Source organism: Sulfurovum sp. (assembly GCA_020525365.1).
Lineage (GTDB): Bacteria > Campylobacterota > Campylobacteria > Campylobacterales > Sulfurovaceae > Sulfurovum.
Window position 1 is genome coordinate 705316 of sequence record JAIZOF010000001.1, and the last position, 22762, is coordinate 728077.

The 22762-nt window shown below is 37.7% G+C and carries 22 protein-coding genes and 2 tRNA genes; 15 read left to right on the forward strand and 9 right to left on the reverse strand.

Going from position 1 to position 22762, the window contains the following annotated elements:
• Nucleotides 1-420: 420 nt before the first annotated feature.
• The 3 genes from LGB01_03470 to LGB01_03480 all read left to right on the forward strand — a co-directional run bounded on the left by LGB01_03470 (nucleotide 421) and on the right by LGB01_03480 (nucleotide 2218).
• Nucleotides 421-1155, forward strand: a complete 735-nt coding sequence (locus LGB01_03470) for a hypothetical protein (GenBank protein MCB4753269.1) — start codon at nucleotides 421-423, stop codon at nucleotides 1153-1155.
• Nucleotides 1156-1590, forward strand: a complete 435-nt coding sequence (hemJ, locus tag LGB01_03475) for a protoporphyrinogen oxidase HemJ (GenBank protein MCB4753270.1) — start codon at nucleotides 1156-1158, stop codon at nucleotides 1588-1590. It begins immediately after the preceding gene.
• Nucleotides 1591-1663: 73 nt separating this feature from the next.
• On the forward strand, nucleotides 1664-2218 hold the full coding sequence (locus LGB01_03480) for a hypothetical protein (protein MCB4753271.1): 555 nt from the start codon (nucleotides 1664-1666) through the stop codon (nucleotides 2216-2218).
• A gap of 64 nt (nucleotides 2219-2282) precedes the next feature.
• Here LGB01_03480 and LGB01_03485 read toward each other — a convergent pair whose 3' ends face one another.
• From LGB01_03485 to glmU, 7 genes are read right to left on the reverse strand one after another with little or no spacing between them, the layout of a single operon-like run.
• Nucleotides 2283-2645 carry a c-type cytochrome gene (locus LGB01_03485; protein MCB4753272.1) on the reverse strand — a complete coding sequence of 121 codons (363 nt, stop codon included), beginning with the start codon at nucleotides 2643-2645 and terminating at the stop codon, nucleotides 2283-2285.
• Nucleotides 2646-2659: 14 nt separating this feature from the next.
• A complete protein-coding gene (gene truA, locus LGB01_03490; GenBank protein ID MCB4753273.1) occupies nucleotides 2660-3385 on the reverse strand; it encodes a tRNA pseudouridine(38-40) synthase TruA in 726 nt (241 codons plus the stop codon).
• Nucleotides 3385-4410, reverse strand: coding sequence for an LptF/LptG family permease (locus LGB01_03495; GenBank protein MCB4753274.1), 1026 nt, complete (start codon nucleotides 4408-4410; stop codon nucleotides 3385-3387). Before LGB01_03495 ends, truA begins: the two co-directional genes overlap by 1 nt.
• Nucleotides 4403-5137: a prepilin peptidase gene (locus LGB01_03500; GenBank protein ID MCB4753275.1), complete on the reverse strand. Its 735-nt coding sequence runs from the start codon at nucleotides 5135-5137 to the stop codon at nucleotides 4403-4405. Before LGB01_03500 ends, LGB01_03495 begins: the two co-directional genes overlap by 8 nt.
• Nucleotides 5137-5826 (reverse strand): di-trans,poly-cis-decaprenylcistransferase, encoded by a 690-nt coding sequence (uppS, locus tag LGB01_03505; protein ID MCB4753276.1) that lies wholly within the window; start codon nucleotides 5824-5826, stop codon nucleotides 5137-5139. The genes LGB01_03500 and uppS overlap by 1 nt, the downstream gene beginning before the upstream one ends.
• A complete protein-coding gene (coaBC, locus tag LGB01_03510) occupies nucleotides 5819-7087 on the reverse strand; it encodes a bifunctional phosphopantothenoylcysteine decarboxylase/phosphopantothenate--cysteine ligase CoaBC (GenBank protein ID MCB4753277.1) in 1269 nt (422 codons plus the stop codon). The genes uppS and coaBC overlap by 8 nt, the downstream gene beginning before the upstream one ends.
• Nucleotides 7078-8379 carry a bifunctional UDP-N-acetylglucosamine diphosphorylase/glucosamine-1-phosphate N-acetyltransferase GlmU gene (glmU, locus tag LGB01_03515; protein MCB4753278.1) on the reverse strand — a complete coding sequence of 434 codons (1302 nt, stop codon included), beginning with the start codon at nucleotides 8377-8379 and terminating at the stop codon, nucleotides 7078-7080. Before glmU ends, coaBC begins: the two co-directional genes overlap by 10 nt.
• Nucleotides 8380-8563: 184 nt before the next feature.
• Between glmU and trmA the strand changes: the two genes are divergently transcribed.
• On the forward strand, nucleotides 8564-9679 hold the full coding sequence (gene trmA, locus LGB01_03520) for a tRNA (uridine(54)-C5)-methyltransferase TrmA (protein MCB4753279.1): 1116 nt from the start codon (nucleotides 8564-8566) through the stop codon (nucleotides 9677-9679).
• Nucleotides 9680-9695: 16 nt separating this feature from the next.
• Here the strand turns inward: trmA and LGB01_03525 are convergent, their stop codons facing one another.
• Together LGB01_03525 and cas9 are read right to left on the reverse strand one after the other, a co-directional pair.
• Nucleotides 9696-10271 (reverse strand): glucosaminidase domain-containing protein, encoded by a 576-nt coding sequence (locus tag LGB01_03525; protein ID MCB4753280.1) that lies wholly within the window; start codon nucleotides 10269-10271, stop codon nucleotides 9696-9698.
• A 548-nt stretch (nucleotides 10272-10819) separates the two neighbouring features.
• Entirely contained in the window at nucleotides 10820-13903 is a 3084-nt protein-coding gene (cas9, locus tag LGB01_03530) for a type II CRISPR RNA-guided endonuclease Cas9 (protein ID MCB4753281.1), read from the reverse strand.
• Nucleotides 13904-14187: 284 nt separating this feature from the next.
• Here cas9 and LGB01_03535 point away from each other — a divergent pair.
• From LGB01_03535 to LGB01_03585, 11 genes are all read left to right on the forward strand, one after another.
• Nucleotides 14188-14262, forward strand: a tRNA-Gln gene (locus tag LGB01_03535).
• 56 nt (nucleotides 14263-14318) lie between these two features.
• A tRNA-Met gene (locus LGB01_03540) sits at nucleotides 14319-14395 on the forward strand.
• A 146-nt stretch (nucleotides 14396-14541) separates the two neighbouring features.
• Nucleotides 14542-14970, forward strand: coding sequence for a TetR family transcriptional regulator C-terminal domain-containing protein (locus LGB01_03545; protein MCB4753282.1), 429 nt, complete (start codon nucleotides 14542-14544; stop codon nucleotides 14968-14970).
• Between the two features lie 216 nt (nucleotides 14971-15186).
• Nucleotides 15187-16401, forward strand: coding sequence for a threonine ammonia-lyase (gene ilvA, locus LGB01_03550; GenBank protein MCB4753283.1), 1215 nt, complete (start codon nucleotides 15187-15189; stop codon nucleotides 16399-16401).
• 68 nt (nucleotides 16402-16469) lie between these two features.
• Nucleotides 16470-17387, forward strand: a complete 918-nt coding sequence (locus LGB01_03555; GenBank protein MCB4753284.1) for a phosphatase — start codon at nucleotides 16470-16472, stop codon at nucleotides 17385-17387.
• Between the two features lie 95 nt (nucleotides 17388-17482).
• The gene (locus LGB01_03560) at nucleotides 17483-19186 is read left to right on the forward strand and encodes an acetolactate synthase large subunit (protein MCB4753285.1); all 1704 of its coding nucleotides are present in this window, start codon (nucleotides 17483-17485) and stop codon (nucleotides 19184-19186) included.
• Nucleotides 19187-19191: 5 nt separating this feature from the next.
• On the forward strand, nucleotides 19192-19674 hold the full coding sequence (ilvN, locus tag LGB01_03565; protein ID MCB4753286.1) for an acetolactate synthase small subunit: 483 nt from the start codon (nucleotides 19192-19194) through the stop codon (nucleotides 19672-19674).
• 21 nt (nucleotides 19675-19695) lie between these two features.
• A complete protein-coding gene (gene lpxD / locus LGB01_03570; GenBank protein ID MCB4753287.1) occupies nucleotides 19696-20652 on the forward strand; it encodes a UDP-3-O-(3-hydroxymyristoyl)glucosamine N-acyltransferase in 957 nt (318 codons plus the stop codon).
• Nucleotides 20653-20695: 43 nt separating this feature from the next.
• Nucleotides 20696-20926: a hypothetical protein gene (locus LGB01_03575; GenBank protein MCB4753288.1), complete on the forward strand. Its 231-nt coding sequence runs from the start codon at nucleotides 20696-20698 to the stop codon at nucleotides 20924-20926.
• Between the two features lie 273 nt (nucleotides 20927-21199).
• Nucleotides 21200-21385: a hypothetical protein gene (locus LGB01_03580; GenBank protein ID MCB4753289.1), complete on the forward strand. Its 186-nt coding sequence runs from the start codon at nucleotides 21200-21202 to the stop codon at nucleotides 21383-21385.
• 94 nt (nucleotides 21386-21479) lie between these two features.
• A complete protein-coding gene (locus LGB01_03585) occupies nucleotides 21480-22760 on the forward strand; it encodes a M20/M25/M40 family metallo-hydrolase (GenBank protein MCB4753290.1) in 1281 nt (426 codons plus the stop codon).
• Nucleotides 22761-22762: the final 2 nt, after the last annotated feature.

Below are 22762 nucleotides of genomic sequence, written 5' to 3' on the forward strand. Positions count from 1 at the left end.
TCCCACGTTCAAGCACAACAACCACATCTTTCAATACAACAGGTGCATCAAACATCGGTGCATAAAGCATCTCTATGGTGCCACTCTTTAGTGCTTTCTGATTTTTTTGTTACCAAAGGCAGGTATGGCTTTGTATCAAATAGTACCAAATGGGCAAGTGGTCAGAGTACCCCTCTCCTGTATGCTTGCCTCTCTCATCTGCCAACCCAGTTAATATACCTTTGGGGTAAATAGATAGCAGGGCTTAAATACCCTGAACAGATCATTGACATAGTCTATTCCTTTACCATCAAAGCATGCAGAGACGAAAGTGGCGTGTGACCTAAAGTGCTCTTTTTCCCATAAAACCTATGGCTTGAGCTCTCTCCTCAAGAGCGTTGGAACCATAAGTTTTATGGGAAAAAGAGTACTTTAGGTCACATGCTACTGCCTCAAAGTATGCTTGATGGTAAAGGAATAGACTATGTCAATGATTCGTTCAGGGTATTTAAGCCCCGCTATCTATTTACCCCAAAAGGGTATATTAACCGTTGGCAGATGAGAGAGGGTAAGCATACAGGAGAGGGGTACTCTGACCACTTGCCCATTTTTGCACTATTTGATACAAAGCCATACCTGCCTTTGGTAACAAAAAATCAGAAAGCACTAAAGAGTAGCACCATAGAGATGCTTTATGCGACCGATAAGCTTGATGCACCCGTTGTATTGAAAGATGTGGTTGTTGTGCTTGAACGTGGACGTTCTGTTGTCATTAAACAGTACCCCAAGGGTAGAGGTGTATTTGTCTTTGGCTTAGTTGGTTTAAGAGAGGGACATCGTTACGACCTGACAATACAGACAATACACACATATAAGGGGCTCAAGGAGATTACGGCAATATCACACATAACAGAGAAGGGGAGAGTGGCTCTTTCTGCTTATTATGGTAGTTTTGATAAGATGAGACAAAATGAAGTGGTACGGAATCTTGTTGGGGTATATCAAAAAGGCTACTTTTGCACCGATGGCAAAAAGATACCTATCTACTTTAAAAGTCGGAAACTGATACCACGCAATGGTACTAAAATAAAGATAGCCATAGCCCATATAGGATATTATAGAAGGCTACAGCTAGTGATATATAGCAAAAAAGACTTTACAATACTGGAGAAATAGATGCAATACTATACTTGGATATTGGCATTTCATGTCATGGGTTTTATTAGCTGGATGGCAATGCTGTTTTATCAGCCACGCCTATTTGTCTACCATAGTGAAAATGGAGACAACAAAGGGTTTGTAAAAGTGGTACAAAGACAAGAGTATATTCTCAATAAAGCCATTGGGGTGCCAGCAATGTGGGCGACAATACTCTCAGGCGCCACAATGCTTTACCTGAATCCTGCTATTTTTCAAAGCGGTGGGTGGATGCATGCAAAACTTTTGTTTGCTGCACTCTTGGTTACATACCACTTTTCTTTAGAGCAATTGAGAAAGAAACTTAGAGAGAATGCCCATTACAAAAGTGGTAAATGGTTTCGAATATATAATGAAGTACCAACATTTCTGATGGTTGGAATTGTTATTATGGTTGTGATTAGACCATTTTAAATTAAGTTATGTCATAAAAATAAATTGTTTTATGTTATAATAGTCCATGCTAAAATAATATTAAAGGAAATATATGGAACTACCAGCATTAAAACTACCGACAGTTGAATTACCGTTTGATATCCCCATACTATTGCATCCACCAATAGATCATTTCGTGATAGCCATTCCTGTACTTGTGCTCATGATGGAACTTGTTAACCTTTTTATGAAGAAGAAAGCAATTAGTGTGATCAGCCTTGTGCTACTCATTTTTGGTATGATTGCAACCATTTCTGCATATTTTACTGGGCTAGCAGATGGAAAAGAGGCATTTAGTGCATTGACTCAGGCAGGACAAGGAGAGCTTAAAGAGCATAAACTTCTTGGAACCTATCTGATGCTTCTCTCTATGGTTTTGGTTGTATCTAAGATATTTTTTATGACAATTTCAAAAAGATTTGTTACAATACTATATCCACTTATTCTTATATTATTTGTAGTTGGTATTTTAAAGCAAGGAAAAGATGGTGGAGAACTTGTTTATGAATATGGTGCAAATGTAGAAAGAGTAGCTGATCTTGACAGCGAACTTTTTGACGCAAAAGAGGAACTTGACGAGCTCAAGGAGGAAAGTGAAGAGAAATAACAGAAGATCCCCTAAGATTCAAGAGAACATATCACATTCCCTCCCACTTCTTGAAAATTGATCACTATGACGCACCATCTCCGGTGTTGTCGAAATACTCCAACTCATACGTTTCATTAGGCTTCTCTTTCTTAAGCCGTGAAAGCCATGTTGTCATCTGCTCAATCTGCTTATTGCTCAGTTCTTGTGCAAAGGAGACCATAACCGTACCAAAAGCACTACGGGTTTTTCCCTTTTTGAGATTTTGTAATCGTTCTTTGAGTAGATCTTTAGGTTTTCCTTGAAGTCTCGGTGTTGCACCAATTCCCTCTGCATAAAGTCCATGACAAGCAGAACAGCCACTCTTCATATAGAGTATCTTCATAGGATCATCTGTTGCATATGATAATAAAGAAGCCAACATCAAGGGTAAATATATATTTCTCATACCGGTAAATCCTTTTAATACTTAATTTTAGCCAAATAGAGACCTTGTGGTGGTGCCAGTGTAGTTGTTATACGATTTGTTGTATTAATCTGTGCCTGAAGTGCGTCTAGGCTTAACGTACCATACGCACACATCATAGCTGCATCAACCATCATGCGTACCTGTGAGCGTAAAAAACCATTTGCTTCAAAATAGATTACATAAAAACCTTGATAACAGTAGCAGCCTGCTTGGTAGAGTATTCTGCGTGTTGTGTGTACCTTGGAGCCGGTTTTATGGAAATAATAAAAATCATGCTCTCCAATAAAGTATTTTAGTGCACTATTGAGTAGGCATATATCAAAGTGCTTTTTGTAGTATGCAATATAGTTTCGTTCAAATACATTGGGTTGTGATGTTTTAAAGAGATAACGATAGAGACGTTTTTTGGCATCAAATCTGGCATGAAAATGATCTTTTTCAATAGTGATCTTGCGAAAGAAGATACCTTTAAGTTTACGATTGAGGAGGTGTCTTAATTTTTCAAGATCTTCCCAGAAATCAGGCAGATCAAAGTGGATTACTTGCCCTGTTGCATGGACACCTCTATCGGTTCTTCCGCTACCAATAATGGTTGTATTAATCTGTAGTGTTTTGAGTATCTTTTCAATGGCATGCGTGATTGTATGTGGAGTTGTGCGCTGTTTTTGAAACCCATAAAAGATACTACCATCATAAGCAATGATTGCCTTAACACGCATTAAAAATACCTTGCTACACGTTTTCGAAAGAGCCAAAAACCTCCACTAAATGTAAGAAGAGTGACTACTATAAGCATAGGAATATTGCCCCACTTTTCCAAAGAAGAAGCGATGAGGTAAAGCAGCAGTGTTGTTGTGAAAATAACGATAAAAGTATGGTTTTTCTGATATCGTGGATTAATGATTGTGAATGCTGCTACAGGGTAGAGAGCAAGCAGTGGTATGAGGCTGATGAAAAAGAAAAAAAGAAGTCGGTGCATAATTCTATGATCATGTGATGCCCTTCCCCAATAGCTGATGATATCCTCAAAGTAAAAAGGTTTTTGTTCTACTGTGTCAAATGCCTCAAGCATCTCATACTGAATCTGCCGCAGATAACCATTGGAGTAGGTGTATCCATAACCATCTTGCAGGATAAGAGAAATTTGCCCATTTTGCTTATTGAGTCTTCCTTGTTTTGCAGCAAAGAACTGTTCATTTTGTTTATCAGCATTGTTATAAATAACCAGATCTTGAAAGCCACCATCTACCTTATTTTGTCCTCTTACATAGACATAATATTTGCCAAACTTTTGTCCTAGTTTTCCTGAAACAATATTGAGTTTTGCTTCACTTCTTTTTTCCTCCTTGAATAATTTGAACGCCTGCTTGCTTATGGGCATAGCAATAAAAGAGAATGCTATCAGAAGCATAGAGAAGAGTAGGCTGATAAGAAAAAGGTTACGAAGAATACGATTTGCATTTAATCCTAACACACAAAGGGCAATCAATTCATTGCCAGTTGAAAGTCTAATCAGTGTATTAGATAGTGCTGCAATGAAAGAGAGGGGAAGTGTATAGAAAATAATGTCAGGTATGGAGTAGCTAAAAAGTACCATCAGCTCAGTAAATGTAAGTTTAATTTGAGTAGTAAGTGACGATATCTTAACAAGAAATATCAGTGAGATAATGAGGAAAAAAGGGAGAAATATGGTTAGAAATGACTTTGTAAAATTTAATACAATATACCCTTTGGTCTTAACCATAAATCAATCTCCCTAAAAATTGGGTTGTCTCTATGTCGTAAAGATAGACAATAAAAGTTGCGAGTGCAAGAAATGGCACAAATGGTACACCACTTTGACGATTGAGCAGTGAAGGGATGATGGCAAGAATGGCTGAGAGAAAAAGGGCAGCAAAAAAGTTAGGAAACCCTAACAGTGCTCCCATGGTTCCAGCAACAATTACATCTGCTCCACCCATTGCCTGCCTTCGTGCAAGTAAAGAAGAGAAAAAACCAACTATATAGAGCCCACCTGCAGCCATAATTGCAGATATGATTGCTTGAGGAAAGTTTGGTTGGATAAGCGCAACAATGAGTGCTGTAAAGTTAATGCTGTCTGGAACTGCCATATATTTAAAGTCAATCATGACAAGCACAAAGAGTGCAGCAAATGAAGCTACTACAAAAGGGAGATACCATACAAGTTCAAGTTTCATGTATAAGATCAAAAAGAGTAGTCCTGTGATTAGTTCTACAATGGGATATTGTTTGGCAATGGGCTCTTTACAAAAGCCACATTTTCCACGAAGAGAGAGCCATGAAAGAATGGGGATATTGTGGTACCACCTAAGGGGTGTTTGACAACTTTGGCATTTGGAGGCAGGCAAAACAATACTCTCCCCCTTGGGGATACGGTAGATGACAACATTAAGAAATGAGCCAACCATTGTGCCTAAAATAAATATGAAAAATGTTATTGTCATTTCCATTATGCTAATCCTCCAAAGCGTCGTGTAAGTTTCTCAAAATCAGTAATAATTTCATCGAGTTCTTGTGTGGTAAAGTCAGGCCAAAATGTTTGTGTAAAGTAGAGCTCAGCATAGCTAATTTGCCAAAGCAAATAGTTAGAAACACGCTCCTCTCCACTGGTACGGATGAGTAGATCTATATCACTATATGGGGTTTGTAACATAGAGGAGATATCCTCTTCGACCACCTTCTCTTTTTTTGCTTTAATTAAACTGTTGACTGCATGGACAATCTCTGCACGACCTCCATAGTTGAGGGCAAGTATATGTATGAGGCTAGTATTGTGCTTAGTCGCTTCTGTGGTCGCTTCTATTCTTTTTTGAAGTTTTGGTGAAAAAGTACTTGTATTTCCAATGGTCATAAAGCATATATTATTGTTGAGGTAGGTTTCTAGCTCCTGCTGAAGGTATCGATCGAGCAGACGCATAAGAAAGTCTACTTCAAGTTTTGGACGTTTCCAGTTCTCTGTACTAAAAGCATAGAAAGTAACACTCTCAATCGTAGGGTGTTTGGCACAATAAGTAGTGACATCGCGTATAGTTTCAGCACCTTTTTCATGCCCTTTGGTACGGTTAAGCCCACGCTGTTGTGCCCATCGACCATTCCCGTCCATAATGATAGCAAGGTGCTTGAGTGGTGTTTTAGTCATCTGCAAGCTTTTTTGCTTCATTGAGTATTTTTATTGCAAGGGTCAGCTTATCTCTTTTGCCAAGTGATACTGTATGCTCTGGGGTAATAAATGTTATTTCATTTTCTTCAGTACCAAAGCTACTGCTATCTAAAAGAAGATTGTGACATACTGCATTAACCTTTTTAGTATGTAGTAAAGTGTGAGCATTGTCTAATCCATGCTGTGCATCCATCTCTGCTTTGAAGGCAACAGTTTGTATACCATCTTTGTTGAGCGAGGAGAGAATATCGGGTGTCTGTATCAATGCAAGTTGCCATGTTTTTCCCAGTATCTCTTTTTTTATTTTACCATTTTGAGAAAATGTTGGTTTATAGTCAGAGACTGCTGCTGCCATGAAGAGGAAAGGGGTTTTTTGGATGAGCATACGAGGATTGGTACTGTTCATGCTTGCTTTGCTCATGATACCTTTTTTGGAAACACGTACAGCATCGACAGTGTAGTCAAGCATCTCTTGGGCACTCTCTACATTGAGGGTATATATATTGGAAGGTAGTCCCTCTTTGTCTTTGGTGGTAATGTAGCAGACATCTGCACCGTGTAGATAGAGTGCAAGCGCAAGTGCCTTTCCCATTTTTCCAGAGGAGTAGTTTGAGATATAGCGTACCTCGTCTATTTTCTCACGTGTTCCACCACCTGTTACAACCACACGACGATCACTCCAGAAGTCATCTTTGAACATGGCTTTGGCTGTTTCAAAAAATACCTCTTTGGGTTCTGCAAGTGCCCCATTGCCAGTGTCGCCACAAGCAAGTTGCTTCTCTTGTGGCTCAATGATTATATAGTCATTCACTTTGAGCATTTTTAGGCTACCAACAGTATAGTGATTGGAGAGCATCTGTGTATTTGCTGCAGGGGCAATGAGTATGGATCTAGTAAAAGCAAGTGCTGTTTGTAATAATATATTATCGGCAATCCCTTTGGAGAGCTTGTTGATTGAGTTTGCCGTTGCAGGCGCAATAATAAATACATCACATTTTTTACCTATTTCAATATGATTGAGGTCACTACTCCAGCTCTCACTTTGTGCTGTGAGTACGGGGTTGCGCGTCAATGCTTCAAAGCTCAAAGCAGAGACAAATCGTTCTGCACTAGGACTCATGACTACATGTATATTAGCACCTGCTTTGATAAAAAGTCTAGCAATATCACATGCCTTGTAAGCCGAAATGCTTCCTGTAACCCCAAGAAGTACTGATTTTCCTGTAAGATCTATTTGCATTGGTCAGCTCCAAAAAATGTATAGAAGAAATTTTTAATAATCTTGATGGGAGTTCTGGAGATAGCGAGTGCACCTTTTTCTACATTTTTGTTTACAGTACTTCCTGCAGCAATCATAACATTATCTTCAATAGTAACGGGTGCAATAAGTTGAGTATCTGAGCCAACAAAAACATTTTTACCAATGATAGTTTTATGCTTTTTTTTACCATCATAATTGCAAGTAATAACCCCTGCACCAATATTGGTTCCCTCGCCAATGGTTGCATCACCAATATAGGAAAGGTGCCCTGCTTTGGTATTGGTAAGGGATGATTGTTTGACTTCAACGAAATTTCCTATATGTGTGCTCTTAAGTAGGCTACCAGGTCTGATGCGTCCCATAGGGCCAACACTAGAGTCTTCAATATGGGAGTTCTCTATGACAGAGTGGCTTTTGATATGAGCATTAATGAGTCTGCTCTCTCCAATGATGCTTACACCATTTTCTAAAATACACTCTCCTTCAAATATAGCACGACAGTCGATGTAGATGGTTTCAGGCAGATGCATAGTGACACCTTGTATCATCAATACCTCTTTGATACGATCTTGCATAATCTCTTCAGCACGTGCAAGGTCAAGCTTGGAATTGACGCCTTTAAATACGCTCTCTTCAATATAGACAGGGTGCACCTCTTTGCCCTCATCAACTGCCATTTTAATGATATCTGTAAGATAGTACTCTTTTTGGGCGTTATGATTGTCAAGTTGAGGAATATAACGCTCTAGCACCATGGTATTAACTGCATAGATACCACCATTCACTGTATTGATTTTCAGTTGTTCAGGTGTACAGTCCTTTTGTTCAATAATCTCTTTGGCACTTCCTTCTTTGATGACAACACGCCCATATCCGTTCGGGTCTTCAAGTTTGATGATAGACATATTGATGTCAGCATCACCCACAGTGAGTGCCTCAAGTGATCTCTTTGTGATCAGTGGCATATCGCCATTGAGAATAAGAGTACGCTTATGCTTGATGCTTATGCCCTTCATTGCCCCACCAGTACCAGGGAACTGTTGTACATCTTGTCTATGAAAACAGATACCTTTATAGTGCTCTTCGACTATGTTTTGGATACGCTCTGCTTGATGGTGGAGTACTACAACAATGTCATCGCTAATTTCTTGTGCTGTATCGATCACATGAAAGAGCATTGGTTTACCAGAGATTTCATGAAGAACTTTTGGTTTTTGGGACTTCATACGTGTACCTTGACCAGCAGCAAGAATCACAACAGAGATAGGCATACATTTACCTTTTTAAAAAGATGTAATAAAAGATTTTATGATTATATCAAATTGTATTTAATGTGTGAGGAGAAGAGTCTCCTTGAGAGATATAATTATTTGGGTAAGTGGTTTTGGTAGGTCAATTATGGAAGTTTTAGATAAAATATAAAGTATTATTTGGAAGTGTTTTAAAGGGTTGAATGTGGTATGTAAACATTTTGGAAACTGTGGTTCATGTAGTCTGTATGCACTGGACTATGCAACACAGCTAAAAGAGAAAAAAGAGACAGTAGAAAAATGCCTTTCTCCGTTTTATAACGGTATGCTTGAAGTATTTGATTCACCAGATTCTCACTATCGTGCCCGTGCAGAATTTCGTATTTGGCATGAAGAAAATCAGTGTAGTTATGCGATGGGAAATATGAATCGTAATGGAGCAGTGAGCATTGAAGCGTGTTTAAAGGTTATCAAGCCTATTGAAAAACGTATGTGGAGACTACTAGAAGAGATTAATGCCTCACAAGAGGTGCTTAAACACAAACTTTTTGCTGTGGAGTTTCTTGCAACTACGACAGATGAGTGTCTTATTACGATGCTTTACCATCGTAAACTCGATGAAGTGTGGCAAGCAGAAGCAAAAATACTTGAAGATCTACTCCACGCTAAAGTGATGGGGCGCAGTCGTAAACAAAAGGTAGTGATCTCCAATGAGTTTGTTACTGAGAAGCTCAATATAGATGGTAGAACTTATGCTTATGTGCAATATGAAGGTGGTTTTACCCAGCCTAATCCTTGGGTGAATATAAAGATGGTTGAGTGGGCAATTACACAAGCAAAGAAGGTAGGAGGTGGAGATTTTCTTGAAGCCTACTGTGGGCTAGGGAACTTTACACTACCACTTTCACGCTATTTTCGCAAAGTATTGGCAACTGAGATTAGTAAACGTTCTATTTATGCAGCATTGGAGAACTGTAAACAAAATGGTATTGATAATATTACGTTTGTTAGACTTGCATCTGAAGAGATGACAGAAGCACTTAGCGGTGTACGAGAGTTTTTTAGGCTCAAAGAAGTTGATCTTCCAACATATAACTTTTCGACCGTATTGGTTGATCCGCCACGTGCAGGGCTAGATGAAGGTACCATGAGACTGATTTCTGGTTTAGAGTATATTATCTATATCTCTTGTAACCCTAAAACACTAGTACGTGATTTAGAGACATTGGTGCAGACGCATACAGTTATTGATGCTGCAATGTTTGACCAGTTCCCACACACAGAGCATGTAGAAAGTGGTGTATTTCTTCAAAGAAAATAGTATTTACAGGTAGTGCTTATTTGTCATATTTCGTAAGCTTATTGTGACGAATCACACTACGAATCTCTTTTATATAAGCATTACCCCTTTCAGAATAGTATTTTAAACCTTTTATGATTTCGGTAGCAGGCTTATCTTCGTAGTTCATTTTTTTAAATATTTTATAGCGTGATGAAGATGAGAGCATAAAGTAATACTGTCTGATTGCTTCATTGAGGTTATCAAACTTTCTTACCCAAATTGTTTTTTTTCCACGTTTTTGCAATGCTGCAATTCTCTTTTTTTTCGAACTTGTACTCCAGACGCCAAAGATATTATTAGCTTTACAAAAAAATCGAGATGTGCCCCATGCACTCTCTATGGCAGCTTGTGCTAGGGTTATGCTCATAGGATGTGGCTTGATAGCAACAAGAAGCTCCTTATCTGTTTTGACTCCATATTTCTTTTTTAGGGCTACAATTTTTTTTTGATTTGTATGGTTTTGCAAATCTTTTTTTACTTTAAGGTACTGTTTTTGTAGTAATTTATGGATGTATTCAATGGGTGGAACCAAAAGAGTAAAAAATCGTTTTTTCTTCTCTTGGACACTCATATTTTTTGGTACCACATTAGAGAACATTTATACATTAAGGTAAAAAAATGTGAAAACCCTATTGATAGCATTGTTGATTCCTAAATGGATTAATAATACCAAACTGTTTTGCAAAACAACAACATTACTCTGCCAATGTGGGTACTCAAAAATAAGGAGTGTCCAAGAGAAGAAAAAACGATTTTTTACCTTTGGTTCCACCCATTGAATACATCCATAAACACTACAAAACAGTACTCTTAGTAAAAGATTTGTAAAACCATACAAATCAAAAAACAGTCCCTAAAAGAAATATAAATAAACAGATAAGGAGCCTGCTGCCATCAAGCTACACATCCTATGAGCATAACCCACAAGCTGCCATAGAGAGTGCATAAGTACATCTCGTGAGTCATTTATTTGACATTAAAATTTCTAATATTGCGAACCAATATGGGGAATAATATCTTTTTTTCATACAAATATGCTACAATAGTGCTTCTGTTATGATAAAGCTATAGTACCTTCCCCACACAAATTGCTATTATTAAGGGGTTAAACCCTTTAACTTAAAACCCAATAGCAACATTGGCTTTTGCTTTAATGTGTTCTTTTCTTTTTGCTGTTACCATTGCCATTCTTGGCTCTTGTTTGACTTCATGTCTGTTGCCTAAGGCATCAACTTGATATTTTTTTACATACTCAACATTTTGAATACCCAAACTCATTTCGCAACTACCTGAAGCACTTCTCTTGAAGCCGTCTTTTTCAGAATTGTCATGACTTCTAAGAATGATTGCACCTGTTGCACTATGTGCAAAAACAAAATATCCTACAATATTTTTAGCTTTTTTTGTTTTGGTTTTTTTGGTCTGAACCTCTACTAGTTCACCCTTAAAGAGTGAAAATTTAAATTCATAATTTTCATCCATCTCCAACCACTCTTTGGGAGAACCATTTTTGTTTTTACCTTGCACGATGGCTTTATTTGGCAATGCTTTCTTTACAAAATCAGAGACATACAGGGGCACAACATAGTATTTTTTACTATCTTTATGTTGAAATATATCTATCCTAGGCATAGAGCTATGCTTGGCTAACTTTTTACCCATATTTAGCACTACAGCCCTTTTTCTTGTACTGTGTGGCAAGATAGATGGGTTCTCTTTTTTTCGATTGGCTACAAAGGTAATAGGGCTATAGATTGTCTCCTCGTGTGCTGCACCTGTTACTTTTCGTCTAGGCATATGAGAGACAAATATCTCATCTATACACTTTTGTACTTTTTTTTCAAAGTTCTCTACAGGAGGTGTAAACTTAAAATATTGTGATTTTTCTTTATTTTGCCCAAATTCCTCTATTTTGGCTGATTGTATAGAGAGTTTTTGTACTTCATTTTGTGTAGCAAAAGCAGCGATGATAGCATTAATTGCATAATGCAAATATGTATCTTCTCCCCTGGCATCCACTCCCCATCCATATCTGAGCGTCTTAATTAATGTATTGTTGATTGCACTAACCTTTTCTTTTGTATTACCTGTAAGTTCAAGGTTTTCTTCTATAAAGTTTTTAATATAGTGTGCTGTAAATGTTGTATCATATACATTTTGTTTTTGAAACTCTTCTTCTACGTTTTGATTAAAATTCTTTTTAAGTAACTTACTTTTTTTGACCCTATGTATACCTTTCATTGCTTTTATGTATGTTTCATAGCTACTCCAGTCTCTGTCTATAGTATTAAAATATTCAAAAGGGGTCATATTTTTCTTCTCTTGGCTCTCTTTGGCAAGACAGAGTACTTTATTGTTTGGGCTATCATCAAAACTTCTACTATAGGGAAGTATATGGCTTATTTTAGTATATTTGGCATCTGTTATGAGTTTTTTAGGTTGTATATAAGCTTTTTCCCCCATAAAACCACTGTAGGCACAGTAACCATCTTGCTCTTCCCAAAGCATAAATTTGAGCAGTTCATTCTCTTTTGGCTCTCTTCCAACATATCCCATAAAACTTTTTATTGCTTTTTTTTCAAGTGCTTGCTTTTTTCTCTGAGAATCTTCTAGCCTTTTTCTGTTTTTGTAACTTTTTTTGATTTCACTTGTAAGTGCTATATGTATAGCATCAAACTGTCCATACTCTCGGATGAGTGCATTAACCACTTTTCGTGTTTGAGTGATGGCACGTCTGACTATGGGACTGGTAAGTTCGCTTTGTTCTTCTTTGGTTAGTGCTCGTAAGAATTTCTGTTGCGTACCAGACTTTTTTTTGTACCCTGCTAAATCCATAGCTTCATCATAACATTTACCTTCCCTTAGGTAAGGAAGAAGTTTCTCTAAAGCCTCTAGACTTAAATGAATAAATCCTCTAAAACTGATGGATGAAATAAGTGCCTCTTTAACAGTCTGTGTCTCATCTTCATTGAGCATCGTAAATGCTAGCCCATTTAAAGCATTTTTAATTTTTTCATCACTCTTGTGGATAGAAAAAATTGTACCTATATCATCAAGTAATCTAGTATCTTGTGATATATTATGCCAATGTGTTTTGGAAAGTGCTTTTGTGATAACATGCCTTAAGCTATGGTACCCTTGAAAGCTACTCTTAAATGTTGTGATTTTTGTAAGACTTTTCTTGTACTCTTTATCTGTCTCGTAATCTTCTACATTTTTAAATTGGGAAGTAGGTTCTATCTTGATAGCCTTTTTCATTTTAATATAGGTAGGATTTTCACTCTGCTTGCAAAGTGATATAAGTTTTTCTAGCTCTTCTTGTGTTAACCCCCTCTCTTTACCATCTTCCATGACAATTTTGGTATTAATGAGTTTTGTAAGTGTCATAAACTCTTCTGCACTATAGGTTCTTCTAGCAGCCCTTAATTTATCTTGTTCGAGTGTACATTTGCCTACCATGCCATCAACAGATGCAAAATCACGTTGAAAAAATGCTATCTCTATATATTTGTCTTTTAGTTCATCTGTAGCCAAATGATTGTTAAAGTGTTGCTGTTTTTTGAATATTGTTGTTATCTCATCCAAAAGCATCTCTCTTGAGACACTATGTGAATAATCTTCCTTTTTGTTTCTAAATATGTTTCTGTCTTTATGTGTTTCATAAATAGCTTGACCTATGGTTTCATATTTTGTTAAAAGTGTCTTATTGTATTCTATGGCACTGAGTACTTTTTTGCCTTCACTGTCGCCTTGTTCATCTACTTTTCTATTAGATTTATATCCCCTATGCTTTGCTATGTGTGTGAGTACTCTTGCAAACTCTGTATTGGATAATTTACATTTAACAGCATCTTTCCTAAGTTGCCAAATATCAATATTCCCTTTTTTGCTATAAATTGTCTCATCTGTCGTATCTACAAATAAATCTTTCTTGGTTAAACCCAAAGTGTCTACCAAAAGATTTTTGATCTGCTTCATTCGCTGACGTTTTCGTTTTAGTGTACGCCTTGTTCCTCTTGCTAAACGTCTAGGTAGTGCCAATGAACTGCCATCCTTGGGATGTTCTGCCTGAGTAAAAATGCGTACACCACTTTTTATAATTTTATTGTGATCCGTATTTTGATTACAGTAGTTAATCACTGCCCAGCTTATAGAGGATATTCCTATCTCTAATCCTAAAATATTTTGACATATTTTTACCATTTTATATCCTTTTAAGGTTTTTTGATTTACAATGGAGTCGTAGCCTGCTTGTGTGGGGACACAAAAGGTGCTATAATAATCGGTTTTGAAGTTCCGAGTAAGGTTGAACTGACATTGGGTTGTCATCCTTTCAAAACTTCACTTTTTTTAAATCTCTTAGCCCTCCTTTTCATTGATAATGCATGTGATGAAGTATCTATAAATATGTCCATATGCGTATCCAATCCATAGAAATAAAGTCTTGACAAGCAAAACATTTGGTGCTATAATTTCGCCTACATAATTGGGGTATAGCCAAGCGGTAAGGCAACTGGTTTTGGTCCAGTCATTCGGGGGTTCGAATCCCTCTACCCCATCCATAATAGATTTTGGCTTGAATGCTATTTCAGGCTATAAAATCACATACTTCATTTGACGCGGGATAGAGCAGCTTGGTAGCTCGTCGGGCTCATAACCCGAAGGTCGGTGGTTCAAATCCGCCTCCCGCAACCAAAACACCTTTATGCTGGATAAATAAGTAGTTTTTGAGGGTTCAGTCACATATGGTGACATTCAATCATGGCGCAAAGGTTTTGTACCACTTTCATTCCTTTATTTTTTGCTCTTTTTGCTCTAAGCATGATCTTGTTTTGTCTTCAATGAAATATTATTTAGAACAAGCTCTAAAGCGTTATTGGGTAAAACCATTGGAGAGGAGTGAAGAACCCATAGAGACACTCATCCAACAAATAAAACTATATCAAAATATGTTTTTAGATCCTAAAAATTTTTTAGATTTAAAACATGGTTGTCCATTGAGTAATTTTATTTTAGATATGAGTGATAAGGATCCATTGTTTTTTGAGTATCTTAAAGGTGTCTATGTAAGATGGGAAAAAGCGATAGAACAAGCACTAGATAAAGCAAAAGAGCTACAGCAGACAAAAACAGATTTCAATTCTAAACATCAAGCAGTTTTTATTATGTCATCCTTAGAGGGGACAATTGGGTGCACAAAAGCATTTAATGATATCAAAATACTGAAAAAGGGAATATCGGTATTAAAAGAGCATATAGGTCAACTTTAGTTGGTTGTGCTATTCAGCCTTGAGTTGTGAGGAGTTGGACAGTATACCTCCTCAAAGAGTATTGTGATCTAATCTATGACTACTATATTAAGGAAGAGTGCCTTGTGCATTATCTTTAAGGGGCTTGACAGAGGAAGTAAAAAATATCTCTCTTTTTTATCGCTAACGATAAAAGGTTTTGGCTATAATTGTGTTTATATAAAAGTAGAGGTAGGCATGACGTTAAATTTAAAAAAGGTTAAGACAGCATATGCGAGGTTGGAGAATGTGGTACATCATACCCCATTCTCATTAGCACCTATACTCAGTGAGATAAGTGGGTATGAGGTGTATTTAAAAAAAGAGAATCTTCAAAGAACAGGTGCATTCAAACTTAGAGGAGCTTTCAATAAGATTGCAACACTTGTCGAGAGAGATGAAAAGGGTGGTGTCGTAACTGCTAGTGCAGGCAATCATGCACAAGGAGTGGCATTTGCTGCAAACTATTTTAGTATTGAGGCAACCATTGTTATGCCTGAGTCTACACCACTTACTAAAGTACAAGGGGTTAAAGCATTTGGTGCTAATGTTATTTTGCAAGGAAGCAACTATGATGAAGCCTATGCCTATGCTGTACAATATGGTAAGAAAAAAGGGTATAATTTTGTTCATCCTTTTACTGATGAAGAGGTAATGGCAGGACAGGGTACAATTGCACTAGAGATGCTTGAAGAGCAACCTGACCTTGATGCAATAGTCGTTCCTGTTGGTGGTGGTGGACTCATAGCAGGTATGGCAGTCGTAGCCAAGGAGATTAAGCCCGACATTAAGATCATTGCTGTTTCTGCGCAAGGTGCACCAGCCATGCGAAATTCCTATGAAGCCAAAAAACCCATAGACACTATTTTGGTACGTACAATTGCCGATGGAATTGCTGTACGCGATACTTCTCCTGCTACTTTAGAGTATATTTTACAACTTGTTGATTGTTTCGAGGGGGTGTGTGAAGATGAGATTGCTTCAGCTATTCTCTTTTTGCTTGAGCGTCAAAAAGTACTTGTAGAGGGTGCAGGTGTTGTAGGTGTGGCAGCACTGTTACACAATAAACTTAATCTTCCTAGGGGCAGTAAAGTAGGCATTGTACTTAGTGGTGGAAATATTGATGTGACGATGCTCTCACTTATTATTGAGAAAGGTCTTATGAAATCTGCACGGAAAATGAAGCTTATTGTGACACTCATGGATAAGCCTGGTGCACTCCAACATTTTACCAAAATATTGACTGAAGTAGGGGCAAATATTGTACAGATTGGCTATGATCGTACCTCTATTAACCTTGAGTTTGGTGATGCCCATGTAAGTGTGGCATTGGAGACTAAAGGAAAAGAGCATCAAGAATCAATACGTCAGTGTCTCAAAGAGAATGGATTTGTTTTCAGGGAAGAACAGTGATAGATAGGTTTTCCATGAATTCAAGCTCTATTGGATAGTACAAATACTATGCTAGAATAGGGAGTTTTTTGATTGCGATAGACTTGGGTTCCAATACACTACGAGTATTGGAATATGATTGTGTTCGTAAGTGTTCCACTGCACAGTTTGAGAAGATTGTCAAGACAGCAGATAAGTTGGCTTTAACAGGAGTAATTGACCATACTGCAATAGAGAGGGTAATCTGTGCTATTAAGGAGGCACAGGAGCAGATTGATTTTGATAGTCAAGAGATTGTTGCAGTGACTACCGAGGCAGTGAGGCAAGCTAAAAATAGTAATAGTACACTTTTGCATATTGCAGAAGAGACAGGAGTAAAGTTTTGTGTTATAAGTGGCAATGAAGAGGCACGTCTTACCCTGCTTGCAGCACAAGAACGCCTTAAAAAACTACAGTACAACACAGCATCTTTTGCATTGATCGATATTGGAGGAGGTTCAACGGAGATTATTTTTAGTTGTGCAAAGGGGTACATGAGTCGTAGCTTCCCTGTGGGTATTGTGACTATTGCACAACAGTATGGTGACCTTGATAAGATATGTCAAGCACTGCCTGACAAAATGCTTGACATGCAGATATTCTGTAATGAAACTTTTGCAACAAGGGGAGAAATTGATACTTTTGTGGCAACGGCAGGTACGCCAACAACAGTGGCAGCAATGAAACTAGGACAGACATATGCAACCTATGATGCAACTCAGATTAATGGGGTTTCACTCAAAAAAGAGGAACTAGATTTCTATCTTGAAAAGTTACTCTCTATGTCTTTTGAGGAGAGAGAAGAGACTGTAGGAACAGGGAGAAGTGATTTAATTGTTGCGGGTATTCTTATTTTTAAACAGCTCTACGCAATCCTTAAAAGTGATATTTGTATTGTGATTGATGATGGCTTGCGTGAAGGGGTAGCACTTGACGCATGCATGAAGCAAGCAAGTGTTACTATGTGAGACCAAAAAAGAACCAATAGGTTTTCTTAGAGTGCACCTCTAATATTATTTTGCTATAATCGGGCTAAAATTTATTAAAATATGGAGTGTTGACCATGCAAATGAGTGGTGCACAAATGGTGTGTGAAGCAATTATTGCTGAGGGTATTAAAATAGTTTTTGGATACCCCGGTGGTGCAATCATGCATGTTTATGATGAGATATATAAGCAGAATGGGTTTGAGCATATTTTAACCCGACATGAGCAAGCTGCAGTACATGCAGCAGATGGTTATGCTAGGGCGACAGGGGAAGTGGGGGTAGCCATGGTTACTTCTGGGCCAGGGTTTACTAATGCAGTAACTGGGTTAGCAACGGCTTATATGGATTCTATTCCTTTGGTTGTTATTTCAGGGCAGGTACCACTTTCATTAATTGGTACAGATGGTTTTCAGGAAATTGATGCAGTAGGGATTTCTCGTCCGTGTACCAAGCACAATTTTCTAGTACGTTCACTCGAAGAGTTGCCCCGTACCCTTAAGGAGGCATTCTATCTTGCAAGAAGTGGTAGACCTGGACCAATTCTTGTGGATATTCCAAAAGATATTACCGTTGAAATTGGGAGTTTTAGTTACCCAGACTCTGTAAGTATTCCAAGTTACAAGCCAACTTATAAAGGAAATAATCGTCAGATTGAAAAGGCAACCGAGGCAATTAAAAAGGCAAAAAAGCCATTGTTTTATATTGGTGGAGGGGTTGTTCTTTCTAATGCTTATCAATTGGTAAGAGAGTTAGTAGAAAAGACACAGATTCCTGTGGTTGAAACCTTAATGGCACGCGGTGTTATGGGTGCAAAAAACCCATTACTTTTAGGAATGCTGGGCATGCATGGGAACTATGCTTCCAATATGGCAATGAGTGAGACGGATTTGGTTATCTCTTTGGGTGCACGATTTGATGATCGTGTTACAGGAAAACTCTCAGAGTTTGCCAAATATGCTGATATTATCCATGTTGATATTGATCCTGCCAATATTGCTAAACTGGTTGATGTAGATTATCCAATTGTTGGTGATATAAGTGCGGTACTTCAAAAAATGTTACCGCTTCTTGATAATATTAATACAGATCGTTATCAGACATGGAGAGAGATACTCAAGCGCTACGATGAGCTTCATCCACAGTCCTATGTTGATTCTGATGAGGTAATTAAACCACAATGGGCAATAGAGCGTCTTGGTGAATTGGTGGGTGAAGATGCTATCATTACATCTGATGTCGGACAACACCAGATGTGGGCAGCACAGCACTATCCATTTGATAGACCACGCCAGTGGATTAACTCTGGTGGCCTAGGAACAATGGGCTTTGGGTTCCCTGCTGCTATTGGTGCAAAGAAAGCATATCCAAAGAAGACAGTTATTAATATTACCGGTGATGGCTCCATCTTGATGAATATGCAGGAGTTGGTAACAGCAGCAGAGTATAAGATACCAGTTATCAATATTATCCTTAATAATCATTTTCTTGGTATGGTACGTCAATGGCAGACTTTCTTTTATGAAAAACGCTACTCTGAGACTGATTTAACTTTCCAGCCTAACTGGAAAGCACTTGCTGAAGCGTGTGGGGGTATTGGGTACGATGTAACAACCAAAAAAGGGTTTGATGCAGCAGTAAAAGATGCTATCAAGCAGAACAAAGTTTGTTTCATGAATGTGGCAGTTAATCGTTTTGAGAATGTACTTCCAATGGTACCTTCAGGTGGTGCACTTTTTAATATGATGTTGCCACCAAAAACTGAAATTGGAGAGGAGTAGAAGCAATGACAAACAATGCAACGAATGAAAAACGTGTTATCTCTGTTATTGTCATGAATGAGAGCTCTGTACTCTCCCGAATTACCTCTATGTTTGCTGCACGTGGTTACAATATTGAATCTTTGACTGTTGCTCCTATCCCTGAGAGTGATATGTCGCATATGACTATTGAAACTAGAGGGAATGCGAAAGTAATGGAGCAGATTACAAAGCAATTACATAAGCTCATTTCTGTCTATAAGGTTATTGAACATGAAGAGATGATCGAGAAGGAGATGGTGCTAGCTAAGTTCCCTATTGCTGAAAACTTAGCAGATATTTCTGTACTTGCATCGGCCTACAATGGTGGTGTAGTGAATGTTGGTAAAGATATGATTATCGTTATGGTAGCAGATGAGCCCAAGCGTATTAAATACTTTATTGAGGCAGCACAGCGTTACAATCCATGTGAGGTAGTACGTGGTGGCGTGGTGGCGATCGAAAGATAACTGATCATAACGAGGAAATATATGACCTATCCACTCTCGAAGATAGCAAAAGAGCTTAACCTTGATTTTAATGGTGATGATATTGATATAGAGGGCATTCACACCCTAAGTGAAGCAACACCTTCTCAGCTCAGTTTTTTTAATAATGATAAGAAGTATGAGGTACAACTTCCTTTAACAAAAGCAGGAGCAGTATTGATCGATATTAAGTATGCAGACCTGCTTCCAGAATCGACCATTGCACTTATTACTGATGAGCCCTACTTAAAGTTAGCAGAAGCTTCAAGACTTTTTACCTATATCCCTTCTACACAGACAGATAAACCACGTCAGGGAAAAGGGTGTGATATTGATATTTCGGTGACATTTGGTAAAAACGTTATGTTGGGAAACAATGTAGTTATTATGGCGGGTTGCTATCTTGGTGATGATGTTGTAGTAGGGGACAATACACTACTGTATCCCAATGTAACACTCTATTATGGTACAAAAGTGGGTAGTGACTCTATTATTCATAGTGGTACAGTCATTGGATGTGATGGCTATGGATTTGCACACACGAAACAAGGAGAACATATCAAGATCTATCAGAATGGGCATGTAGTTATTGAAGATCATGTAGAGATTGGTGCTAATTGTACTATTGATCGAGCAGTATTTGGTACAACAGTTATTCGCAAAGGCACCAAGCTAGATAATCTTATTCAAATTGCACATAATTGTGATGTGGGAGAATGTTCATTGATAGCGGCACAAGTAGGGCTTGCTGGTTCTACAACCTTAAGAAGAAATGTGGTTATGGGTGGACAGAGTGCTTCAGCAGGACACCTTGAAGTGGGAGCCTTTGCAACAATAGCAGGTAAAGGAGGAGTAACTAAATCACTTGAAGGGGGTAAGACCTATGCTGGTTTCCCTGCCATTGAAATCCGACTTTGGAGACGCATGCAAGCAACATTAATGCGTTTGATTAAAAAATAAACCTTTTGTGCTATAATCACCCATATTAACTAAAGGATTTAGTATGAGTGGAAAAATGACTGAAATTGCCAAGATGAATCTCAGTGGAACCAATGATGGTAAAATTATGATTACAACCATTGAAGAACCTTATGGTATAGGTAGTGAAAATATTGCAAGTATTGGTATTTTTCTTCAGGAAAATGCACAGGAACCCGATTGGAAAGTACATATTCCTAAGGAAAATATTGATGCAGTAATTAGTGCACTCCAAAAAGCCAAAGAGGTTCTTTAAAAAGTATTATACTCTCCTTTATTGACTAGGGAGGGATTGATCTGATGATCTTTTTAATCTAACTTCCACCATTTTTTCTATATATGCCACCTTTTTGAAAAGTTAAAATATTTTAAAATTATTTATTGTACAAAACTTGAAAAAATAATAGTTGGCGATACAATTTTGTGTCATATTATTTTAATGGGTATAAGGCATATTTCTTCATCATTAAGAGAACACAGTATAAAATTAAAGATTATAAAAAGACTGTTTAAAAATCAGGAAATAATAATGAAAATAAACCAAATCCTCTGTCGATACTGTAAGCAGTCTGTTGCCAAAGGAGATAAACGTTGCCCTTATTGTGGGATACTTAATCCTTCTATGGATGTTAGGCAATCACTCACTTGGACAGTAGGGGTGATAGGGATACTTTATATTATTTATTTTTCAATATATTATTTTGGAAATAAGTGACAATTTCCTATCATTTTCTGGACGACACCCTTGCTATTCATTATATCTACATATATAGTATAAAACAATATAAATACTTTACTAGGAATTGATAATGTCAAAAATTATAGAATATTTTAAAAAATTGACACAGATACCACACTGTTCAAAAGAGTCAGCAAAGTTGTGTGATTTTTTGGTGAATTTTGCCCAAGAGCGAGGGTATATAGTTGAAGTGGATGAAGCTAAGAATATTTATGTGCATAAGGGTATGCCACGACTCTGTTTGCAAGCACATTACGATATGGTCTGTATGGGGAGAGCACCTGTTATTGAAGCCTATATAGAAGAGGGGTGGATGAAGGCAAAGAACTCTTCACTTGGAGCAGATAATGGGATAGCAATTGCAATGATGATGCAGATGATAGATGATGGCAGAGTGTTAGAGTTTCTGTTTACTTCTGATGAAGAGATTGGGCTCATTGGTGCCAATGAGCTTGCTTTTAATCTTAAGGCAGACTATATGCTCAACCTCGATAGTGAGGATGAGGCAGAGGTGTATATTGGGTGTGCAGGAGGTACAGATATTGTGGCACTCAAGCAAGATAACTATATAGAAGGCAAGGGTATTTGCTATGAAGTGGCAGTTAAGGGGCTGGCTGGCGGTCACTCTGGGGTAGATATTGATAAGAATATTCCCTCCGCGATTAAAGTGATTGGTAGGTACTTAAAGGAGAAGGAAGTCAAACAACTGGTAAGTATACATGCTGGTGAACGCCGTAATTCCATTCCTGCTAATGCTGTAGCAATTGTACGGTCTGAAGTACCTTTGAGAGATGAAGGGAAAGTAACTGTTAAGGTCTTGAGTGAATCACCTGATATACTTCAGAATGGAGAAAAAATTATTGATTTAATTGATACCTTTAGACATGGGGTACACCGCATGAATCAAGAATTTAGTATTCCTGATGTGAGTATTAATTTTGCTATTATTGTGGTTGACAAGAAGGGAAACATTACTGCTGAGGTCAGTGCTCGTGCGATGGATATGGTATCTCTTAATACATTGACTAGCAATACAGCTGAGATATTTAAAGCATATGGTTTTGAGATAAAAATAGAAGATAAATATCCTGCATGGAAGCCCGATATAACAAATTTTACAAACCTTATTGATGAAAAGATGAGAGAAGTATTTGGAAAAAGCAAATTGATGGCAATTCATGCTGGGTTGGAGTGTGGCGTAATTAGTACAAAGTATCCACAGATAAAATTTGCTTCTATTGGTCCAACTATTCGCTATCCACATTCAACACGCGAGATGGTGAATATTGATTCGGTAGAGAAAATATTTGAGGTACTCAATAGAGTAATACAGTCAATTCAAACTATCTAAGT